Origin of the sequence: Dorea sp. BIOML-A1, assembly GCF_009875615.1 — a bacterium.
GTDB lineage: Bacteria > Bacillota > Clostridia > Lachnospirales > Lachnospiraceae > Dorea_A > Dorea_A amylophila.
Window position 1 is genome coordinate 155,998 of record NZ_WWSA01000001.1, and the last position, 21,243, is coordinate 177,240.

The 21,243-nt window shown below is 37.4% G+C and carries 15 protein-coding genes, 2 pseudogenes and 1 riboswitch; of the genes and pseudogenes, 3 read left to right on the forward strand and 14 right to left on the reverse strand.

The features are described 5' to 3' along the window. Positions 1-2: 2 nt before the first annotated feature. The 9 genes and pseudogenes from GT508_RS00775 to GT508_RS00815 form a co-directional block, all read right to left on the reverse strand. Entirely contained in the window at positions 3-2,063 is a 2,061-nt protein-coding gene (locus tag GT508_RS00775) for an ATP-binding protein (protein ID WP_161143365.1), read from the reverse strand. Positions 2,064-2,093: 30 nt separating this feature from the next. After that, entirely contained in the window at positions 2,094-5,072 is a 2,979-nt protein-coding gene (locus GT508_RS00780; RefSeq protein ID WP_161143366.1) for an ATP-binding protein, read from the reverse strand. Positions 5,073-5,152: 80 nt separating this feature from the next. Then, a complete protein-coding gene (locus GT508_RS14870; protein WP_117596764.1) occupies positions 5,153-5,488 on the reverse strand; it encodes a response regulator in 336 nt (111 codons plus the stop codon). 70 nt (positions 5,489-5,558) lie between these two features. Then, positions 5,559-8,426: a response regulator gene (locus GT508_RS00790; RefSeq protein WP_161143367.1), complete on the reverse strand. Its 2,868-nt coding sequence runs from the start codon at positions 8,424-8,426 to the stop codon at positions 5,559-5,561. A 174-nt stretch (positions 8,427-8,600) separates the two neighbouring features. Next, a riboswitch (cyclic di-GMP riboswitch) is annotated at positions 8,601-8,676 on the reverse strand. A 312-nt stretch (positions 8,677-8,988) separates the two neighbouring features. Then, on the reverse strand, positions 8,989-9,789 hold the full coding sequence (locus GT508_RS00795) for a helix-turn-helix transcriptional regulator (protein ID WP_161143368.1): 801 nt from the start codon (positions 9,787-9,789) through the stop codon (positions 8,989-8,991). Positions 9,790-10,139: 350 nt separating this feature from the next. Continuing rightward, positions 10,140-11,369 (reverse strand): annotated as a pseudogene (locus GT508_RS00800) (MFS transporter); the annotation flags it as partial. A 2-nt stretch (positions 11,370-11,371) separates the two neighbouring features. Beyond that, positions 11,372-11,854, reverse strand: a pseudogene (locus GT508_RS15000) (transposase); the annotation flags it as partial. Continuing rightward, entirely contained in the window at positions 11,833-11,979 is a 147-nt protein-coding gene (locus tag GT508_RS00810) for a hypothetical protein (protein WP_161143369.1), read from the reverse strand. The pseudogene GT508_RS15000 and the gene GT508_RS00810, both read right to left, overlap by 22 nt. A 190-nt stretch (positions 11,980-12,169) precedes the next feature. Next, positions 12,170-13,492, reverse strand: a complete 1,323-nt coding sequence (locus GT508_RS00815; RefSeq protein ID WP_243144036.1) for a sulfatase-like hydrolase/transferase — start codon at positions 13,490-13,492, stop codon at positions 12,170-12,172. A 240-nt stretch (positions 13,493-13,732) separates the two neighbouring features. On the opposite strand from GT508_RS00815, the gene GT508_RS00820 reads away from it, so the two are divergent. Further along, a complete protein-coding gene (locus GT508_RS00820) occupies positions 13,733-14,599 on the forward strand; it encodes an AraC family transcriptional regulator (protein WP_028087953.1) in 867 nt (288 codons plus the stop codon). A 40-nt stretch (positions 14,600-14,639) separates the two neighbouring features. On the opposite strand, the gene GT508_RS00825 is transcribed toward GT508_RS00820, so the two are convergent. The 3 genes from GT508_RS00825 to GT508_RS00835 are packed head-to-tail and all read right to left on the reverse strand — an operon-like array spanning position 14,640 to position 16,887. Next, on the reverse strand, positions 14,640-15,752 hold the full coding sequence (locus GT508_RS00825; RefSeq protein ID WP_028087952.1) for an anaerobic sulfatase maturase: 1,113 nt from the start codon (positions 15,750-15,752) through the stop codon (positions 14,640-14,642). A 1-nt stretch (position 15,753) separates the two neighbouring features. Next, complete coding sequence (locus GT508_RS00830) at positions 15,754-16,317, reverse strand: chromate transporter (RefSeq protein ID WP_028087951.1); 564 nt, start codon at positions 16,315-16,317, stop codon at positions 15,754-15,756. Continuing rightward, a complete protein-coding gene (locus tag GT508_RS00835) occupies positions 16,318-16,887 on the reverse strand; it encodes a chromate transporter (RefSeq protein WP_044925467.1) in 570 nt (189 codons plus the stop codon). A gap of 117 nt (positions 16,888-17,004) precedes the next feature. On the opposite strand from GT508_RS00835, the gene GT508_RS00840 reads away from it, so the two are divergent. Continuing rightward, positions 17,005-17,883 carry a LysR family transcriptional regulator gene (locus GT508_RS00840; protein ID WP_028087949.1) on the forward strand — a complete coding sequence of 293 codons (879 nt, stop codon included), beginning with the start codon at positions 17,005-17,007 and terminating at the stop codon, positions 17,881-17,883. 91 nt (positions 17,884-17,974) lie between these two features. Here the strand turns inward: GT508_RS00840 and galE are convergent, their stop codons facing one another. Next, positions 17,975-18,997 (reverse strand): UDP-glucose 4-epimerase GalE, encoded by a 1,023-nt coding sequence (gene galE, locus GT508_RS00845; RefSeq protein ID WP_044925743.1) that lies wholly within the window; start codon positions 18,995-18,997, stop codon positions 17,975-17,977. A gap of 80 nt (positions 18,998-19,077) precedes the next feature. On the opposite strand from galE, the gene GT508_RS14875 reads away from it, so the two are divergent. Then, positions 19,078-19,992, forward strand: coding sequence for a tyrosine-type recombinase/integrase (locus GT508_RS14875; RefSeq protein ID WP_161143370.1), 915 nt, complete (start codon positions 19,078-19,080; stop codon positions 19,990-19,992). Positions 19,993-20,219: 227 nt separating this feature from the next. Here the strand turns inward: GT508_RS14875 and GT508_RS00855 are convergent, their stop codons facing one another. Next, the gene (locus GT508_RS00855) at positions 20,220-21,062 is read right to left on the reverse strand and encodes a MerR family transcriptional regulator (protein WP_117657612.1); all 843 of its coding nucleotides are present in this window, start codon (positions 21,060-21,062) and stop codon (positions 20,220-20,222) included. Positions 21,063-21,243: the final 181 nt, after the last annotated feature.

Sequence of the window (21,243 nt, forward strand, 5' to 3'; positions counted from 1 at the left end):
TATTAGGAACAAATACTTTTAATAGTCTTTTTCATCTTTTCAATATCCAAAGGTTTCGCCAAATGAGCGTTCATACCCACGGCAATGCACTTTTCAGCATCTTCCCGGAATGCATTTGCTGTCATAGCTATAATCGGTACTGTTTTTGCATCTGAACGTTCTAATTCCCTGATTTTTCTCGTAGCTGTATATCCATCCATAACAGGCATCATCAGATCCATCAAAATTACATCAAATGTTCCTGCCGGTTTCTCTTTAAATAGTTCCAGTGCCTGCTGTCCATTCTCCGCTCTGGTAATTAACGCTCCGACATCTTCGAGAACTGTCTTTGCTATTTCCGCATTCAGCTCATTATCTTCTACAAGGAGAATTCTTTTCCCTTTTATTGTATGAATTGCAGATGACTCTATAGTATCCTCACTTCCATATACCTCTTCTTTCAATGCTATGTCAAAAGAAAGATCTATCGTAAATTTTGTTCCAATACCCTGTCTGCTTTCTACCTGAATACTTCCACCCATCAGCTCTATCATAGATTTGATAATAGGAAGTCCCAACCCGGTTCCCGGCACTTTGTTTTCTGTGGTACTATGTTCTCTGGAAAATTCTTCATAGATATGTGGAAGATATTCTTCACTCATACCAATGCCCGTATCTTCACATGAAAAAATATAGCGTATCTTTGAAGGATTCTCTGATACCGCCTCATGTACTTCTACATAGATTGAATGTCCCTCCGGGGTATACTTTATAGCATTACTGATAATATTCAGCATGATCTCCTGTAACTTTGTCTGATCACAGACAACATAATGATGTCTTACATCTAAAACAGCATGATACTGCAGGTTCTTCTTTCTGACATCCTCTTCAAACACTGTATTTACTCTGTGAAATAATGCATCCATATCTTCAGCTTTTAACTGCAATACCGCAGTACCACTTTCAATCCGGGCCATCTCCAGAACCTGATTGATGATTCTCAGCAAAAGATTACTGGAAGACTGTATCTTTTCCAGATATTCTTTTGCCTTTCTTTCATTTTGCAGATTCTTCTCCAACAAACCGGAAAAACCTACAATTGCATTCATCGGAGTCCGGATATCATGACTCATGTTAAATAAAAATCTTGTTTTTGCCTCATTGGCATTTTTCGCCTGCTCAGCAGCTTTTTCCAGTTCTGCTTCATATTGTCTTTCCCTGTGTTTTTTACTGGATATTAAATAAAATACTGTAGCAATCAATAATGAGAATACATAAGAAATGACAATACACATAATCCAGTAAGAACGTGGACTCCATCCCTCTGAGGGTATAATATCAAAATACCATGTGTTATTGGGAACTGCACATTCTACTGTCAGAATATTATCCGACATATTATCCTGGCTCTCTGCTAAAATAATCTTGTCGCTGCTGCCTCTGTCATATGTCCAAATTCTGTAACAGAAATCTGCATCGCTTAAATAATCAAGATTTATCTCTCCAATGAAACGATCCCAGTCAATCACCAGAATCACAAAGCCCCAGAACTCATCCTGTTCTGAATTATTGTCCTGATAAACCGGATTAAAAAGCAATGCTCCTGTCCCTCCCTGCTTTAACTGGTATGGTCCTCCAAGCGTATATTTCCCGCTATCCCTTGCCAGAATTGCATCCTTTTTCCGTTCATGTTCCTGCAGCATATCCAGTCCAAAAGCCCCCTCATTTCCCTGTTTCGGATAAATGTCTGTAACAATCCCTTCAGGTGCCAGTTCAAATGCCTTTATCACTCCATCTTCATTAGGAATCTTTTCTGCCAGTTCAGAAAATGTATTCTCATCCAGATTCTCTCCTGCACTGATATAATTTCCCAAAAGAGCAGAGAGCATGCTATACTGATCCAGTCTTGCCCTGACTCTTTTCTCAGTAATCTGCGCCATATATTTTCCGGTTGTCTTTTCATCCTTTTCCAAATTATGAAGCAGAAAAACGCCAACAATCAATGCTGTCAGAAAAGCAATCAATCCAACAATATAGCAATGTACTCTTATTTTTTTATATAGTTCGCTGTCCTTTTTCATTCTGCTATCCCTCTGTTATTCTCTTCTCGGTCACTGACATATCTGCTTATCAGCACAGAATTTTCGGATTGTATCCATCAGTTCCTGTACATTTAAAGGTTTTGACAGGTGTGCATCCATCCCTGCCTCCATCGTCTTTCTTTTATCTTCAGCAAAAGCATTGGCTGTTATGGCAATGATTGGAATCATTTCTGCATCTTTCTTTCCACTGCCACGAATCGCCCTGGCTGCCTGATATCCGTCCATCACAGGCATCATGATATCCATTAGAACCGCATCGTAATATCCTTCCGGCATTTTTAGGAAACATTCCACTGCCTGCTGTCCATCATCCGCCTCTGTGACGGAAATTCCCTCATCTTTCAGAAGGAATGCCGCAATTTCCCTGTTAAGCTCGTTATCCTCTGCCAATAGAATACGGCACCCGGACAGATTTTCCTTTGGTAATTCAGACATTTCCTGTACAACTGCAGGTTCTTCTGCTATTTCAAAAGGTATGACCACATGTATGAAAGTGCCCTGATTTTCCACACTGTCAATCTGAATGGTTCCATCCATACGATCAAGCAGCTCTTTTACAATCGCCATTCCAAGTCCGGTACCTTTATAGTGTGATCTGGCGCCCTGATCAGCCTGAACAAATGGCTGAAATATATTCTTCAGGAAATCCTCTGACATTCCGATTCCCGTATCTTTTATAGTCACATCTACCAACACTCTATTATCGGATTGCTTCTCTTCTTTCAAGAAGCAATCCACTGAGCCATTTTTACGGTTGTATTTAATACTGTTTGTAATCAGATTTAAAAATATCTGTTTTACACGCAGGGAGCTTCCGGTAAGATTCGGATATGGAATCGAATAAGGATCATCCATAAAATGAATCGTAATACACTCTTTATCTGCCATCATCTGTGCAATGGTTTCCACCTCATGAAGCAGATCCGGCAGATAAAAATCTTCTTTCGAAATTTTTGTTTCTTCATTTTCCAGTTTACTCATTTCCAGTGTGTCATTGATCAGCGACAACAGATGGTCTGCCGCTACTCTTGCCTTAAGACGGCTGGAATCCACCAGTGTTCTGTCCTCCGGGTGCTTCATGCAGATATCCATAAGCCCGATAATTCCATTCAATGGTGTCCGCATATCATGGGACATTCTGGAGAGGAAATCTGATTTACTCTGGTTTGCTTTTTTTTCGCTCTCCAGGGCAATGGTTTTTTCCACCAGTTCATTTTGGTCCAGAATCAGATTCCAGTGTTCGATCATTCCATCCGGTTTGCGGATTTTGTGTCCCCTGTCCTCAATATATTTCCAGGATCCATTTTTGCATTTCATTCGGTATGTGATTTCATAATGATCCGCTTTACTATACTGCTCCAACGCCTGTGCAATTCCATGTTCCAGATCGTCCGGATGCGCCAGGTCAACAATCGTCCCTCCAGAAGCTTCCATCAATTCCTCCGGAGTATCATATCCCAGCATCTGTGCAAAATGCTCTGAAACATACTTAAAAGAATATTCCGGATCATCATTGCTGATTTTCACACCACCCGGCAGTGCAGATGTGATCATGTCCAGCTGATGCTTAAGTTCCTGGTTTACTTTTTGCAAAGAATCTTTATAAAAACGCTCTTTCTGTACGATCTCATCTATACTTCGGAAACCAAGGAACGCAAAATGGCTGCCTTCCTCGTACTCTTTTACAATATGTGCCTGAAAACAGGACAAACCTGCTGCATTTGGTGACGTCTCAAAAGAAAAATGATATTCGTCTTCTGTTTCAAAATGCTTTTTAATCACATTACTGTCCAGTTCCCGACGCATTACGTCACGAAATTCCGGAAGTGCAAATGCAGAAGCATAGGCATCCACATAATCTGAAAATGCTTTGAACTCTTCATGTTTCTGAGCATGATTTGTCTCCTGATTAAATACAAACTCATACTCATCCGTATCCAGATTCAAAACAAAAGCTGTCGTATAATCACGGCTCAGTCCTGACAAAATCCTGTTCTTTTTTATCAGTTCCTGCTTATAAGTAATTTCAACCTGTTTTTCTTTATCAATCTGCCGGACAACATACAGAACATTTGTAACCTTACCAGATGGGTTCCGTTTTTTTACAATAAATCTTGCCAGATGCCAGGATCCACTTTGTGCCCGGTATTCGACCGCAATACTTTCCGTGTCTTTCAGCCTGTCAGCCAGAGTCGATGTATCAAGGAACTTTTTCATCATTTCCTGATGCTCCCCATCAACAATTGTATTGATAGCATGCTGGAAAGCTTCTTCCGTTTTTCCATGCTTGCCTGTAAGTTTATGCATCTCGTTGCCGGCAGATATTTCTTCATAAGTTCCTGTTTCCAGATTCATTCGGTAGATCAGCCAGTATAATTTACTGATGGAATCAATGATTTCTCCATTCAGATTTGCAGTTTCCAGTGCATCCTCAAGTGCCTTCATCATTCTCAGGTTTTCACGGACACTTCCCATATGGCACCCCACATCAGATAACAGATTCATGGACACCATATTCTGATTCAGATCCGGGTTATCCAATCCAATGAAGCCTATAAATTTATGATTTGTATAAATCGGCACAGCAATCAGAGCATGAATATTCTGAGGCTTTAAAATTTCATATTCCTGTGGGGTTTCTTCTGCTATTTCTTCCAGGTCATAAATGATGATATTTTTCTTCTGGATAAATGTTTCCACCCAGTTCTGCATCAGGCAGACGGGAACTTTCTGCAGATTCTGTATCTGCGGTTCGATTCCCGAGGCACACCATTCAAATGTATTTTTAAAACTTTCTTTTTTTTCTGAACTCCATTCAAAAATATACGCTCTGTCTGCTGCTGTATATTTTCCAACGCTCTTCAGTATAGATGGCGTAATGTCATCCAGTTGTTTTTCATTCTCTGCCTGACTCATGGAAGAAATCTTATGAAGGATTTCATCCATGTAATACAATTTACTTTTTTTATCATCTCTGTATTCTTCCATATCACTTTTCCTCAGTTTATAATTATTAGCCGCCTGTCTTCTTGCTACTTACGTATGCTCCAATTGAGAAACAACAACTTCTATACACCAAACACCTGGTCAAAAACAGCAAGTATTGTATTTATATCAATTGGTTTTGCAATATGAGCATTCATACCTGCTTTAAATGCCTTCTTTTTATCTTCTTCGAATGCGTTTGCGGTCATGGCAACGATTGGAATATTTGCTTTCCTGTTATTCCTCAGAGTACGGATTTCCCTGGTTGTCATATAACCATCCATGGCAAAGAAACCGACTTTGACAGTTTCATGCTGCGAACTGTCCTCGGCCGCATATGCAGTCAGGGGAGAAAATATCATACACACGCATACAAAAACCAGTAACACTGCCACATATTTCTTTGCTCTCGAAATCATATTAAATCTCCTGTCTGTCAAATATATTTCTCTATACGTCTCCTTGTCAACCTCCTGGTTTAATAAATTTTCACCTGTCCCTACTGCTTCTCAATTCTTCGCATATAGTCTGCTTGATTGTTTTATCATCTAATGGCTTTGCAAGATGTGCGTTCATTCCTGCTTCCATACACTTTTCTGCATCTTCCCTAAATGCATTTGCAGTCATAGCAATAATAGGGATTGTTTTTGCATCCTGCCGTTCCAGGGATCTTATTGTTTTTGTGGCAGTAAGCCCATCCATCACCGGCATCATGACATCCATTAAAATAACATCGTATGTTCCCGGTTCGGAAGCTTCAAAATGCTGAACAGCTTCTAACCCATTTTTCACTGTTTCTACTTTAGCCCCATTTTCCGTCAGTATAAATTCTGCTATTTCCGCATTCAGCTTATTATCTTCAACCAATAATATCCGGACACCTGATATATCTGCATCAAAATCTTCTTTTTCTTCCGGCCGTGCATTCGTATCAATTTTAAATGGAAGTATTACAGTAAAACAGCTTCCTTCACCCAGCTTACTTTCAACTGTTATGGTTCCGCCCATCTTTTCTACAAGTTGTTTCACAATAGGCATTCCCAGACCTGTCCCATTATAATCAGAACGTGGGGAATTATCTGCCTGTACAAATGGAGTAAACAATTCATTTTTTATAAATTCTTCTGACATTCCAATTCCATTATCTTTTATTTTAAATTCACATGTCATGTAATCTTCTGATCTTTCAATCGTTCTCATACTCATGTAAATAGAACCATTCACCTTATTGTACTTCATACTGTTTGTAAACAGATTCATCAATACTTTTTTCAGATGAACTGCATTGCTCCAAACATATATACCACTGTAATCATCATGTTCTCCTATAACATGAAGTCCTTTTTCTTCTGCCTGAAAAGATAGTGACTCCGTGATTTCCTGACATACCTGATCCAGATTGATGGATTCATCACTAAAAACCACGGTATCCGATTCTAACTTTGCCATATCCAAAACATCATTTACCAATGATAATAGCAGTTTCGAAGACTCATTTATTTTATTCAGGCAATCTTTTGCCCGCTCACCATCACTTCCGCTTTTTTCAAGAATTGTAAGCATGCCCATAATACCATTGATCGGTGTCCTGATGTCATGAGACATGTTATTTAAAAAGGAAGTCTTAGCCTTATTGGCACTCTGTGCTTCTACAAGTGCATTTTGTAATTCCTGCTGTTTTTCTTCAAGCTCCTGATTCAGCTTCAATGCTTGCTCAGCAGACTTCTTGGATTTTTCTTCCGCACGTTTTGATTTTTTCAAAGAATCAAGAATTATACACAGAACAACAAAAATAGAGATTCCAACTATGAGTGAGACAGCCAGTAAATTGTCCTGAATAAAATCCTTCGCTGTAACTTTTCGTGAAGAAGCATTATACGAAACTACTGCCCCCGAGAATTGAGCTGCAGGCATAGATGTCAGTGTTTTATTCAGAATGGACAAAAAAACCGGTTCTCCCTGCCGAACAGCAAATGAAACATCGGCTTCTTTTGTCAGGAAAACACTATGAAGCTTATTATTTTTCAAATAGTCAGAAACAGTACCTGAATTGCTTACAATGCAATCTGCCTCCCCTTTCTGCATCGCTTTTACTGCTGCATCTGATGTCCCATATTCTATAATCTCCCATTTTGGATAATTGTATGAAAGATATGCCTTCAATGAAAAATTATCTTTTTCAACGGCAACTGTATTCTCTTTATTTTCATCAAAAGAATCCTTTGCCGTAATTGCTGCCATATTGAGAGTCAATAGCGTATCCGACAAAGCAAATCCATTTGTTTCTGCGAAGTATGGATTCTGGTTTGCATGAAAAATCAGGTCTATATTTCCATCCTGCAATGCCTGAAGCAGTTCACTTCTTGTATCATATCCATTTAGTTCAAATTCCAGAGTCTGACCTTGCAGACAATTTTCTGCAAGATCCACATAATCTGTGATAACACCTGTCAGTTTACCTGTTGATGGATCTACACTGCTGATACCTCCATCCTGATTCAGATACCCTATCCGGATTGCACCATGCTGCCCGATCCACTCCCTTTCTTCTTTTGAAAGAAATGAACTGCTCTGTGCAGAAAGATAACGCCTGTAGAGATCATCTGTGTAAAATGGGTTGTCATCCTTGATTCTTCGCATAGCACTATCCAGTGCTTCTTTGATATCCGGACGTTCTGGATTTATAGCGAAATAGATTTCTGTCTCTCCAATACTTGTAATCGGCGAAATCTCCAATTCTTCCCAACGGGGTTCTTCTACCGAAACGAAGCAGTCAATTTCATGTTTCGACAATTTGTCCATAACTTCTGCGGTATTAGAAACATTGACATGCTGCGTATGCAGACCATACTTTAACTCCCATTCGTTAAGCACATCCTCCGTTATATTATCTTTAAACACACCAATATTTTTTCCCTCAAAAGAATCCAAATTTCCTGCTGTAAGATCCATATTGGATGCATCCGTATAGATGTAATATTTCTCTTCCCCCATAGGCATATCGGAAAAAAGCATATTTTCAGCACGTTCGTCTGTATAGGAAATACCACCAAGAATGTCAATCTCTCCATTTTCCAACTGTGTAAAGCAGTTTTTCCAATCACTTGTTATGTATTTATATGTCCAACCTGCATAACCTGCAATATCTTGAAGATACTCATAACCATAGCCGCTTCTTTCTCCCTTTTCATTGACGGTATTATAAGTTTCTTCAAAAGATCCTACCCGGATAACATTGTCAGAGTTTTCTTTGGCAAATGTAGGAACGGCTAAAACAATAAAACATATAATTGTGCAAAATATAATGTAACAAAATTTGAAATTCATTATATTCTGTACTAATTTGCACTTCTTCATCTTTCTCCCCTCCTCTAGGCTACAGTTGCTTGCTTGCAGATTTTAATTTTACATTCATTAATTATCAATAACCTCCCCGCTATTTTTCACAATATTTTTCCAAACAGCTTCTGTATTACTTATTCAAGTGCTCTACCATAAAAAAGCACTGCCAAACAGACAGTGTACCTCATTTCATGCAACTGGCTGCCATTTTACAGGCCCTGTAGCTTTGCGTCCCAGACTTTCATCTGGTTTGCCGATTTCCATATTATAGCTTTAATACTTATGCAAAAAACTGGTTTTATTATACTATAGCACTCTACTGTACACAAGAAAACATTACCGTTTTAACGCCAAAAAATAAAAAAAGAACAGCCGATACATATACTCGAACTGTTCTTCTACTTCCGAAGCCCTTAACTGCTGTATTTACTTCTTTTTCTGAAGTAGTTCTCCGTTTGTTTCTTCCCCATTCATACATGACATAATAATTAACCACTACCCCATATTATAAATAACACCCAGAGATACTTATTTCAGACTGATAATCAGATTTTTATTGAATTTATTAATCTATATGTTATGACAACATCTCTTTCACACAAGTACTCCGATAATCACTCGGTGATATTTTATATCTTTCTTTAAATACTCGGTTAAATGTTCTCTGACTTTCAAATCCACTATCCAGACAAATGTTTGTAATAGAATCACTCGTATTTTCCAAACGCTGGCATGCATAGTTCAGCCTTACATCGTTAAGATATTGATTAAAGTTTCTATGGAATGTTTTGGAAAAGAGTCTGGATAAAACATATTTGCTCACCCCCAGATCTTTTGCCATCTCTTCCAGCGAAAATTTCTTCTTAAAATTTGCTGATATATAGGAAACTGTCTGGTAAATAAGATCGTTGCTCCCCACATTACTCTTTTCTACCAAATTTAATTTTCCTATGCAGCGTGCCAACACAATTTGAAGATATGCCTGTGCAACAGTAATATCCGACTGTTCTGTCTCTAAAATTGCATTTATAACCCTATATACCTCCGGTTCAACCTTTTCCGCTTTGATGATTGGGTATTCAGGAGCCATGGATTGCATGATATCTGCAAATTTGGCTATCGTAAATGGCGATGCCATCAGATAAGTCGCTTTATTTACACCGGGTGTCAGTACCTGATAGTGATGAATAACATCTGGAAATACAAAGCCTATATCTCCTTTTTCCATATGGTATAGTTCCTGTCCGACACCAAGTTCTAATGCTCCACTTGTTACACAAACGATCTCCAGTGCATTATGAAGATGTGGTTCAATATGTTTTGACTTTCTATTTATTGCTATGATCTCCTCTTTTGTGTCAACATATTTTAACTGCATGAAATACTCCCCTTTGCAACATTTGTCTATATCTTCTTTCGATTTGGCAAGCAATCCTTTTACACCTATCTTATAATCAACTTGTAAATAAGGAAAGGAGGAATTGCAAATGAGCAACCTAAAAAAATATCTGAATGACCTTTTAGTATTCTACATTGAATATTTTGAGCATCCTTACCATGTATAAATACTAAAAGGACTATTTTGTGAAAACTGAATATTTTCTTAAGACCATTTCACAAAAATGAAGTGGTCCTTTTTTATTTTCAAAATACAGTTCAATCACTTTATATATAGAAAAAGCACTGTCTCATCGAGCAATGACCAGACAACGCTTTCTCCTGTCAATTCTAATTTATGTCTGATGCATCTGTTACTTCATCTGCAGCAATTCCTTTTTCTGCTTTCAGTTTTTTATTTGCATCTTCTACATTCATTCTTGAAAGTACAAACATAATCAATACATCAAAGATTAACGGAAGCCAAAGATACATAAACTGCATCATATCAAGTGCAGACTGCGGCTGAGTTGCATTTGTTCCGATATATCCACTGAACTCAAGCAGCCATCCAACAACAGCGGTTCCAATACCTCCACCGATTTTTACGCCAAGAGAAGTACAAGAGTACATCGTTCCGTCAATTCTCTTTCCCTGTGTAAGATAAGTGTACTCAGAGCAGGATGCGATAACTGCATTCATATCTCCCTGCCATGGTCCCTGACCTAAGGCTGCAAGAGCTGTAAATGCCATCATCAGCGGAACACTGCCCATATATCCTGCAACAACAACAAGTGCTCTACCGATGACTGCTAAGACATAACCTCTTAAGTTCAGTTTATACATACCTTTCCACTTACCAACTAATGTCGGTGTGAAAATCAGGGCAATGATCAGTGGAATATTTACTGCCCATGCAAATTGTCCAAACAAATTCTTATTTTTCAGTACCCATGTCATGTAATAAATGCCAGCTCCAATCATGGCACCATATAACTGCTGTAAAATATATGTTCCACAAATCATCATGTAATATTTGTTTTTAACAAGAAGCTTGAATGCCTGTACCATTCCGTACTTTTCATTATCATCCTTTACTTCTCCTTCGTTAAGTTCTTCCTCAGGAAGTTCCTTAACAGAAAGTGCTGAAATCGTATTTATGACAAGACCAATGATTGCATAGATAATAGCAACCGTTCTCCATGCTGCAGCATCTCCACCACATTTATCTACAAATCCAACTGTAATTGCCTGAATCAGAAGACTTGTTGAAAACGCAAAAATAAAACGGTAAGATCCCATCTGCACACGCTCTTTGCTGTTCTTTGTAATCAGTGACGTAAGTGCTGAATAAGCAATATTGTTTGCTGTATAAAACACACCATTTAACAGTGTGTAAGAGATAAAGAACCATGCATATTTAGCCGTTGTTCCCAAGCTGACTGGTACTGCAAAACAGCAGACCAGCGTAATGGCACAACCAATATATCCATATAGCATCCAGGGTTTCGCTTTTCCCATTTTACTGTGTGTTTTGTCAATCATTGATCCAAAAAATATATCCGTAAAACCATCAAATAGTTATTTTCGAACGTTCCTTTGTTCTCTAAGATCAAATCACTTATGAAAGAAGACATGCCTTTAGCCATGATCACAAAACTATAACCACATTCGTCTAAATAGCGTATATTTCCACGGCTGAAATATCCCCTGTCCAAAATGAAACCGATTTTTTTATAGCCATACCCAGTGATTTTACCAAGCATGGTCCTAAGCTGTGATACGTCGTTAATACTTCCAGGATAGGCTTCATAAAAGAGTGGTTCTTTATTCTTAAGATCATATCCAACCGAATAGTTGATGATAGCTGAACCGATATCTGTCTTGGCATGACCGAATTCAGCCAGTTCAATCTCTCCGGCCTGACAGTTCTTATTCGTAGAATCATAGGAAATATAAATACGCTCCCTTCGATTTCTCTTTGCATTCCATTCATTCAGAAAGCCTGTACTCTTATCCTTGGTGATGCTCTTAAAGAAATCACTTACCGACGCATCACTACTTTTCCTTTTGCTGTTGTGCTGAGGATTGGGAAGTGAAGTGTCTGCTGTTCATTATCCAGATCATTTTCAATCGTTACCTGTTCACCATTGCAGCTCAATGTTTCAAATGCTATTGTTCTACTTTTCACTGCCAGAACAGTCACTGTCAATTTTTTATGAGTTGAATTGCAAAAAAAGGAAAGGGTCAGTGCCCTTTCCCTAGAAACCTGTATTCAGATTTTTATTCTTTTTGAAGACCATGACTCCACCGCCAAGCAGGAGAATCACTGCAAATCTGTAATATATTTTCCATTATAATGATAATTCAGATATGCTGTATTAACCGGTTGTATCATTCATATGTTGAATTAATTTATCATGCAACGCATTGCGCTCCTCCACATAATTTTCATCATCAATTAAATTATTTATCTCATATGGATCTTTCTCCATATCATAAAATTCGTCTGAATCCAACAAATGAATTACCAGTTTATACCGTTTGGATATAGCAGCCCTCATAATCTGTAATCCACCAAATCCATCGTGATCAATTTCATATCTTGTGAACTCCGTAAAGATCACATCGTTAATTTCTTTTTCTGGATTCTCAATCTGTGAAAGCATACTCTTTCCTTCCATAAGTTTAGGAATTGGAATATCAAAATAGTCCAATATCGTCGGTGCAATGTCTATATGAGATGCCATTGCTTCTTCTACATACCCCTTGGCTCCACCTTTGATAATCAACGGAATATTTGCAACCTCTTTGTACGCTGCAGCATTTTTAGAAAACAATCGATGTGCCCCAAGCATATCTCCATGGTCTGATGTAAAAATTACAAGTGCATCTGGTGCAACTTCCCGTATTTTATCCAATACTCTTCCGATTTCATAATCTACATATGAATTGCATCCTAAAAACAGTGATAATCCATCTGTCGGTCGATTAATTTCATCTTCTGTTGCATGTAAATTCTTACCAGACCAAAGTCTTTGCATAAATGGTTTTTTAGAAAGATCATCCTGAAAATTAGGACAACTATCAAATTTAAATCCATCATACATATGATTATAAGGTTTCGGGCAAAGTGATGGTCCATGCGGTTCGTCATAAGATACACTTAAGAAAAAATCATTATTTTGATGCTTTTCTAAATATTTGATTGCTCGATTAGAACAACGATGTGCGTATGTAAACTCTTCCGAAAAGTCATCCTTATAACATTCTTTAGGGTTTCTGGATTTTACTTTTTCTTCGTCAGTTAATTCGTTTAAATAAGTTTTCATGTCATACCAGTATTCTGGGTCCCAACCTTCTGGACAACGCCCATTTCCAAAATAATCAGATCCATCCAAGTGCCATTTTCCTATATAACCACATTGGATTCCATGATCATATAACCTCTGTCCTATTGTTTTTACATTATCACCCAATGCAATGCTATTCGTTACCATTCCATTGGTATGCGGGAATGTACCAGTAAAGATTGCACTTCTTGCCGGACCACACACTGGCTGACATGTATATGCATTTTCATATCGGATTCCTTCTTCTGCTAGGCGATCCAAATTTGGAGTTTTCATTTTAGGATATCCATAACATCCAACCATGTCTTTTCTGGTTGTATCAGTCATCAGAAATATTACTTGCTTTCTCATATTCTATCCTCCTTGATTTTCGTAATATACTTAATTCTGCTTTTGCTCATCTGCTTGACCTAGTATATTCCTATATTTTCGCCATTTCTATGTCAAATTATGCGTTTAACATGGATAATTCTGCTTTTCTCAATCATTTTTTTCTAATGCTTGCTCTTTAAACAACATTTGATTATGATGATAGATAAGGCATACTGTATTGTTTTTTTGTCGCCTCTAGCTGGCAGAATGGAGATTTTTATGATAAATGTATCAGGACATCTTAGAAACGAACGAAGAGCCACTGGATTTGAAGATCTTTCTACAGCACTCACTGTAAACTGTTGTGGTATGCAGATTTTCAAAACAAAGGACTATAAACAAAATCGAGCAGCAGGACGAGTAGACTATCAACTAATTTATATTTATAAGGGTGCCGGACACTATTACATTCATGGAAAGTGGAAATCTCTCAGTGCCGGAAATGTCCTTCTGTTTCGCCCAAAGGAAGCACAAACCTATTCTTATTTTTTTAAGGAGCATCCTGAAATCTATTGGATTCACTTTACTGGTTACAATTGTGAAAAAATAATCCAAAAATACAATCTACATAATTGTTACATCGGCGAACATAGTTTACTGAAAACTTTTTTCCAAGAGGTTATCATTGAATTACAATTAAAAAAACCTTTTTTTGAAGATATGGTATTAAGCAATTTTTGGCAGATTCTTGCCACAATTGCACGATCCCATCAACAGATTCTTTCCCCATTTGGAAATGATTTTTCTATAAACCGTCTTGTAATTCAACTAAATCAGACGTATATGGATGATTGGAATGTCGAATCCATGGCTGAATACTGTAAATTAAGTGTAGGATATTTCTCGCACCTATTTAAAAAAAGAATCGGGAGTTCTCCCATGAAGTATTTAACAGAGCTTCGTATCGAAAAAGCCAAAGAGTTAATTGCTACTAATTCCATGAGTTTGTCTAACATTGCACAAATGACCGGATTTAATGATCCTTTATACTTTAGCCGAGTATTCAAAAAGACTACCGGAATCCCTCCAAAGGAATTCCAGCAGTCTTTACTCACAATAAATACACCAAACTGGTGGGATGAATAAACTTCACTCCACCTTTTTAATTAATTAAACGTTGCCCATTTTATCTATAATTTACTCTATCACCTAGTTTCAGAATCTCTTCATAACAATGTTCAAAAAAGATTTGATAGCCTTCACAAAAATAATTCAAATATTCCTTATCTCCTAGTTCTCGGTTTCGCATACACCCTCCCCTGCACAATCTGTAATATGTACAATTTTTACATTTTTGATTCACTCTTTCTGAGCATTCTATAAATCCCACTTCCTTACGCTTCTCATCTATTTTCGATATAATATCTGTATTTAAATTTCCAAGATAAAATTTATCCATCACAAAAAAATCGCAAGGATATACACTTCCGTCTGCTTCTACCACATATTGAACTCCACATTTTCCCCGCTGTTCACAAGATTCAGCCATATATCCCGCTGCTAATCCCACATAATTTTCAAATTGTCTTATATATGGATGACATCCTTCTTGCAAATCTTTATACCATAATTTAAATAATTCTACTAAAAATTTTCCATATTGTTCTGGCAGGATAGAGTAAGACATTTTCCCGTGTTCTTCACCATATGGATCCAGACAAGCAATATATTGTTGGTAATGCCACCCTCGTTGTTTATAAAATGCATAAATGGATTTTATATTCTTAGCAACTTTTGGAGTTACTACAGTCAAAATATTATATTCTACGTTATATTTATCTAGCAATTTTATATTTTTATTAATCTGTTCAAATGTTCCATCTCCAATTTTATTATGCCGTATCGAATCATGTATTTCTGGAAGGCCATCTACAGATACACCAACAAGGAACTTGTTTTCTTTAAAAAACATGCACCAATCATCAGTTATACCATAACCATTTGTCTGAAATGCATTAATAACCTGCAAGTGATTTCGATTGTATTTTTTTTGCAAATAAAGCGCCTTACGAAAAAAATCTAGTCCGCGAAGTGTTGGTTCTCCACCTTGCCAGGTATAACTTACACTTCCTTCCGAATGAAGCATTGTTCTCCTAATCATATTCTTCAATGTTTCTTCGCTCATCATTCCATAAAATTTTTGTTCTCTTTTTGCAGCTTCATCACAATAAAAGCAATAATCACATGTCATATTACATGCACCTGATGCCGGTTTAATTAGTACGCTTATATTTTTCATCCTATCCTCCAATAAATGATATTCCAACCTTCATAATGCCTGCCAAAGCCATAACCCCGATTGGATTCATTTTTACCTTCTGTAATAATACAACACATATCATAAAAATTACAACAAGAGTCCATTTTGTTCCAACCAGCGATATCATTCCTGTATTCCCCCAAAAAGCTGTAATCAGAATTGATATGCCAGCCGCTGCAATCATCGCCACCACTGCTGGTCTTAGAGAATTCAATATTCCTTGCAAAGCAGCCATATTCCGATATTTCAAATACAGTCTAGCAATTACTGTAACAATAATGCACGATGGTAAAATACATCCAAATGTTGCAACTAACGCTCCTAGAGTTCCAGCAATCTTTGTTCCAACAAATGTTGCCGAATTCACGGCAATCGGTCCTGGTGTCATCTGGGAAATTGTTATCAAATCTGTAAATTCTGACATACTAAGCCAATGATGCACCGTTACAACCTGCCCTCTAATCAACGGCATTGCCGCATATCCTCCTCCAAAACTAAATAAACCAACTTGCAAAAAGCTTAGGAATAATTCCCAATAAATCATTTACATCCTCTCCTTCCCGATAACGCATGTCCGAATAATTCCAATTATTCCAGATATAATCACAATGAAAATTACATTAATATTAAAAATACAAGCTGCTATAAATGCACCTATCATAATCAATACAGATACCACATCTTTTTTCGAAATTATTCCAGCTCCCATTTCATAACTAACAGAAGCAATCACAGCACCAACTCCTGCCTGCATTCCTTCTAGCATCTGACTTACAAAGTAGTTACTACGAAATGCATTATAACAAAACGATATTATGGAAATAATTAGAAATGGTGGAATCACTGTCCCGATAATTGCAACTATAGTTCCTAATATTCCTGCTAATTTGTACCCCACTACTATTGCTCCATTTACCGCAATTGCTCCAGGTGATGACTGTGCAATTGCCACTAAATCAAGCATTTCATTTTCCTCAATCCAATGATAGTCATCCACAAACTTCTTTTTCATCAACGTAACAATTACATAACCACCACCAAAAGTAAAAGCACTCAGATATAATGTTGAAATAAATATCTTCCACAGCATCTTCTTCTTATTTTTTTTCTCCATCTTCTTTCCCTTTCCTTTCATCGCTTTTTAGTATATTCTTGCTTGACACTTATGTAAAATACTATTATTATATACAAAATATAATGATTTTATTATATATTTTTAAGGAGGAAAATTATGACATTACGACATCTTCATATTTTTGTTTCAGTTTATGAACATAAGAGCATAACCAAAGCTGCAAATACACTTCACATTGCTCAACCCTCTGTTAGTCTTGCAATCAAAGAATTAGGAGAATACTATGGAGTTCAGTTATTCGACCGGATTGGTCGTGGAATTACTCCCACTGAAGCTGCTAAACATCTTTATGGTTATGCCATTCATATCGTCTCACTATTTAACGAAATGGAGCAACATATAAAAAACTGGGACAATATCGGGACTCTACGTATTGGGGCAAGCATCACAATTGGTACTCATATTCTTCCTGAACTGATCAAAGAATATCAAAAACATAATCCTGATCTTCGCCTTGAAGTCATTGTTAATAAGTCTTCAGCCATCGAACAACATATCCTCGATAATAAAATTGACATTGGTCTAATTGAAAATCAGTCCGAACATCCAGATATCATTTTGCGACCTTTTATGGAAGACAAACTTTGTGCAATCGTTCCACCAGACTCTTCCCTAGCTTCCAAAACGTCTATTACTTTAGAAGAACTAGCCCTACACCCGTTTCTCATGAGAGAGAAGGGAAGTGCTGGTCGTGAAATTTTGGATGCATATTTTTCTTTAAAAGACATACACATCCATCCATTATGGGAAAGTTCCAGTACTCAAGCGATTGTACAAGGTGTTGCAATGGGGCTTGGTGTTTCTGTTCTTCCTGAAATGATGATTAAAAAAGATATCCTGGAACACCGTGTTTCATATCTATCTTTTCCAAAACCTCTAAAAAGGAACCTAAATCTTATTTTGCATCGAAACAAACACTTGACAAAAAACATGAAATCATTTATCGAATATTGTATGTTATATTCAGAAAAATAGGAGAAACGATGTAATCCACCATTTCTCCTGTTTTTCTGAATTCGTATGACTTTTTCATTTCTTAAATTCTTTTACGATAATAATATCTTTATTATTTTTCGTATCCATTCGGATTCTGAGACTGCCATCTCCATGAGTCTGCACACATCTCATCCAGTCCTTTTTCAGCCTTCCATCCCAGAACTCTTGCTGCCTTTGCAGGATCTGCATAACACATCGCAATATCTCCGGCTCTTCTTGGTTTGATTTCATAAGGAATCTCTTTTCCGCAAGCCTTGCTGAATGCTTTTACCATATCAAGTACAGAATATCCGACACCCGTTCCAAGATTAATCACATCCAATCCCGGATTACTGAAAATATAGTTGATTGCTTTTACATGTCCCTTTGCAAGGTCTACAACATGGATATAATCACGGACTCCGGTTCCATCCGGTGTATCGTAATCATCACCAAATACTCCAAGCCTCTCAAGCTTTCCGACTGCCACCTGTGAAATATATGGCATCAGGTTGTTCGGAATTCCCTTTGGATCCTCTCCAATACGGCCGCTTTCATGTGCTCCAACCGGGTTAAAGTAACGAAGCAGGATAACATTCATATCCGGATTCGCCTTCTGTACGTCCGTCATGATCTGTTCCATCATAGATTTTGTCCATCCGTAAGGATTGGTACACTGTCCCTTCGGGCACTCCTCTGTGATTGGCATCTCTTCTGGACTTCCGTATACAGTTGCTGATGAACTGAATACAATATTCTTAACACCTGTCTGTTTCATCACATCCATCAGTGTCAGGGTTCCTGTTATATTGTTACGGTAGTACTCTAATGGCTTCTGTACCGATTCTCCGACTGCTTTCAGCGCTGCACAGTGGATTACTGCATCTACGTTTTCTTTTTCAAACATTTCTTTTAAAGCAGCTTCGTCCATTACATCTCCTTCATAGAATGTAATGTGCTTTCCGGTAAGTTCTTCTACCCGTTTTAATGATTCTTTTGATGAATTGCAAAGATTGTCATATACAACCACTTCATATCCTTCATTTAAAAGTTCCAGTGCTGTGTGGCTACCGATGTATCCGGCTCCTCCAGTGATTAATATCTTTTTTGCCATTATAGTACCTCCTATTTTTTATTTATCTAAAGTATAAGAATATTCCCATTAACACATTAGAAGATATCTACAAGCAGTGGGTGCAGCATCGTGCAGAAACCCAAATCGTATCTCAGAAAACGATTGAAGAGGACATCGGAATTTGGAACCGATTCATTGCAGATACAGAATTAGCAAGAATGCAAATTGCAGAGATCAAACCAGTACATGTAATGAAATTATTTCAAATTTGGACCGGAAACGGAAAGATTACCAGAAAGGACTTTAACAACCGTAAGTCTGTACTAAATGGCATCTTTCGTCATGCTGTGCTAAATGAAATTATTACATTTAGTCCTATTACCGATCTTCCTTGCAACACATTAAAGTTCAAATTGCCAAATGCTTCAAAAAAAGCTTACACAGTAGAAGAACGTGCTATGCTACTGTCTTATCTAAAGACTTTAGAGCAAGATGCCTACACACTTGCAATTCAATTCGCGTTTTATGGAATTTTTCGAGTCGGAGAAATCAAAGGATTAACTTGGGATACGGAGAACGAAAATATTATCACAATCAAGCAGCAATTGGTAGAAGAACGTACGTTACAAGAGGATATGACTTTCAGTCATCCTCATCGTGTCTTAAAGGATCCAAAAGGCAATCCCTTTTACAGTATACGTACCGAAGAACTTCCAGAAGCTGGAATTAATATTCTGAGAAAAATGAAAGAGCTTAATCCAAATGGAAAGCTTGTATTCATGCACGAGGGACGGCCGCTTACTACAGATACGTTTAACCGGCGTTTAAAGAAATATTGCGGTGAACTGGGGATTACATATCTTTCCAGCCATAAAATCCGCTTTACCAACGCCTCGATGCTTTTTGATGCTGGTGTAAAAGCAATTGACATCCAGCCACTCTTGGGACATTCGAATCTTGCGATGACCCAGCACTACATCGGACAACGTACTACCGAACGAGACTCAACAGAAATGGCCCGAATACTGGCCTAAGCCCTGTAAATACTGCCTGTACAACTTTGTACAACTTTTTATGTAAAACAAAAAGTGCCTCAAACCCTATAATTATAAGGGTTTGAGGCACCTCAACCTAATGCCGCAGACCGGAATCGAACCGTTTTAAGCAATCACAAATACTGATAGAAAGGGGCTTTGAGGACTTCATCACGGTCTGGGTGTTCAAAAAGTGTTCAAATGTTTCTCATTCACAAACCGTATTTTTACTTGTAAAATGCTTCAATAGCTTGTGCTAAGAAATCAGCAGTACCTTCTCCATATTTCTCATCAGTCATAGACTTAATTCTTTCGTTGCGATAATACTGTGCCTGTGCCATCATAAAACCTTGTTCTTCTTTTATTTGTGAAAACTGCTTCATAAGTAAGCCATATTCTTCAACAACTTCTTGAACTTCCGAAGAATTTACATCACAATTTCTTTTTGCAATTAGTTTTTGCAAAACTGCTTCTATTCGTTTGTTGTAACTGTCAGCTACGTCTTTGCTAATAGGATTGTTGACTACAGATAAATATTTTTCTTTTCCTCCATACCACTCAACAACTTTGGCATAGCCTTTTTGCATTTCTTCTGATGAGACTGCCTCAATATAATGCTTTTTCCATTCTTCAACACTTCCAAACTCTTTGACAGCAAGTTCTTTCATATTGTCGGGCATATGTTCAAGCATAGTTTGAAACATTTCTTTCACTTCTGTTTTACTGAAAATTGCAAAATCCATTTTATTCTCTCCTTTCAGAATATCATCAATGCTGGTAATCAGACGTTCCATACGTTCTTTTTTTGCTACCAACATTTTTCTCTGCATTTGCAAAAGCTGGTTTCTTTCAAGAACCGGGTTATCCATAACAGCTTTGATTTCTTTCAATGGAATATCAAACTCACGGAAAAACAAAATCTGCTGTAATGTTTCCAATGCCTTATCGTCATAAAGCCGGTATCCCGCATCACTTTTTTCTGTTGGCTTTAACAATCCAATTTCATCATAATAGTGAAGCGTGCGAACGCTGATACCTGTTAAATCTGATATTTCTTTTACTGTCCTCATAACTGCTGACCTCCTGTTCCTGATAAGATAACTTTAATCTATGACGTTCCGTGAGAGTCAATAGTTTTCAGTTCAATAAATTGATTTTTCATCTCAACAAGCTGGAATTTGTAATTACATTCCATACATATTGGCATTCTTTACAATCACTCTATCTCCTTTTTCTAATTGTTCCTTAGAA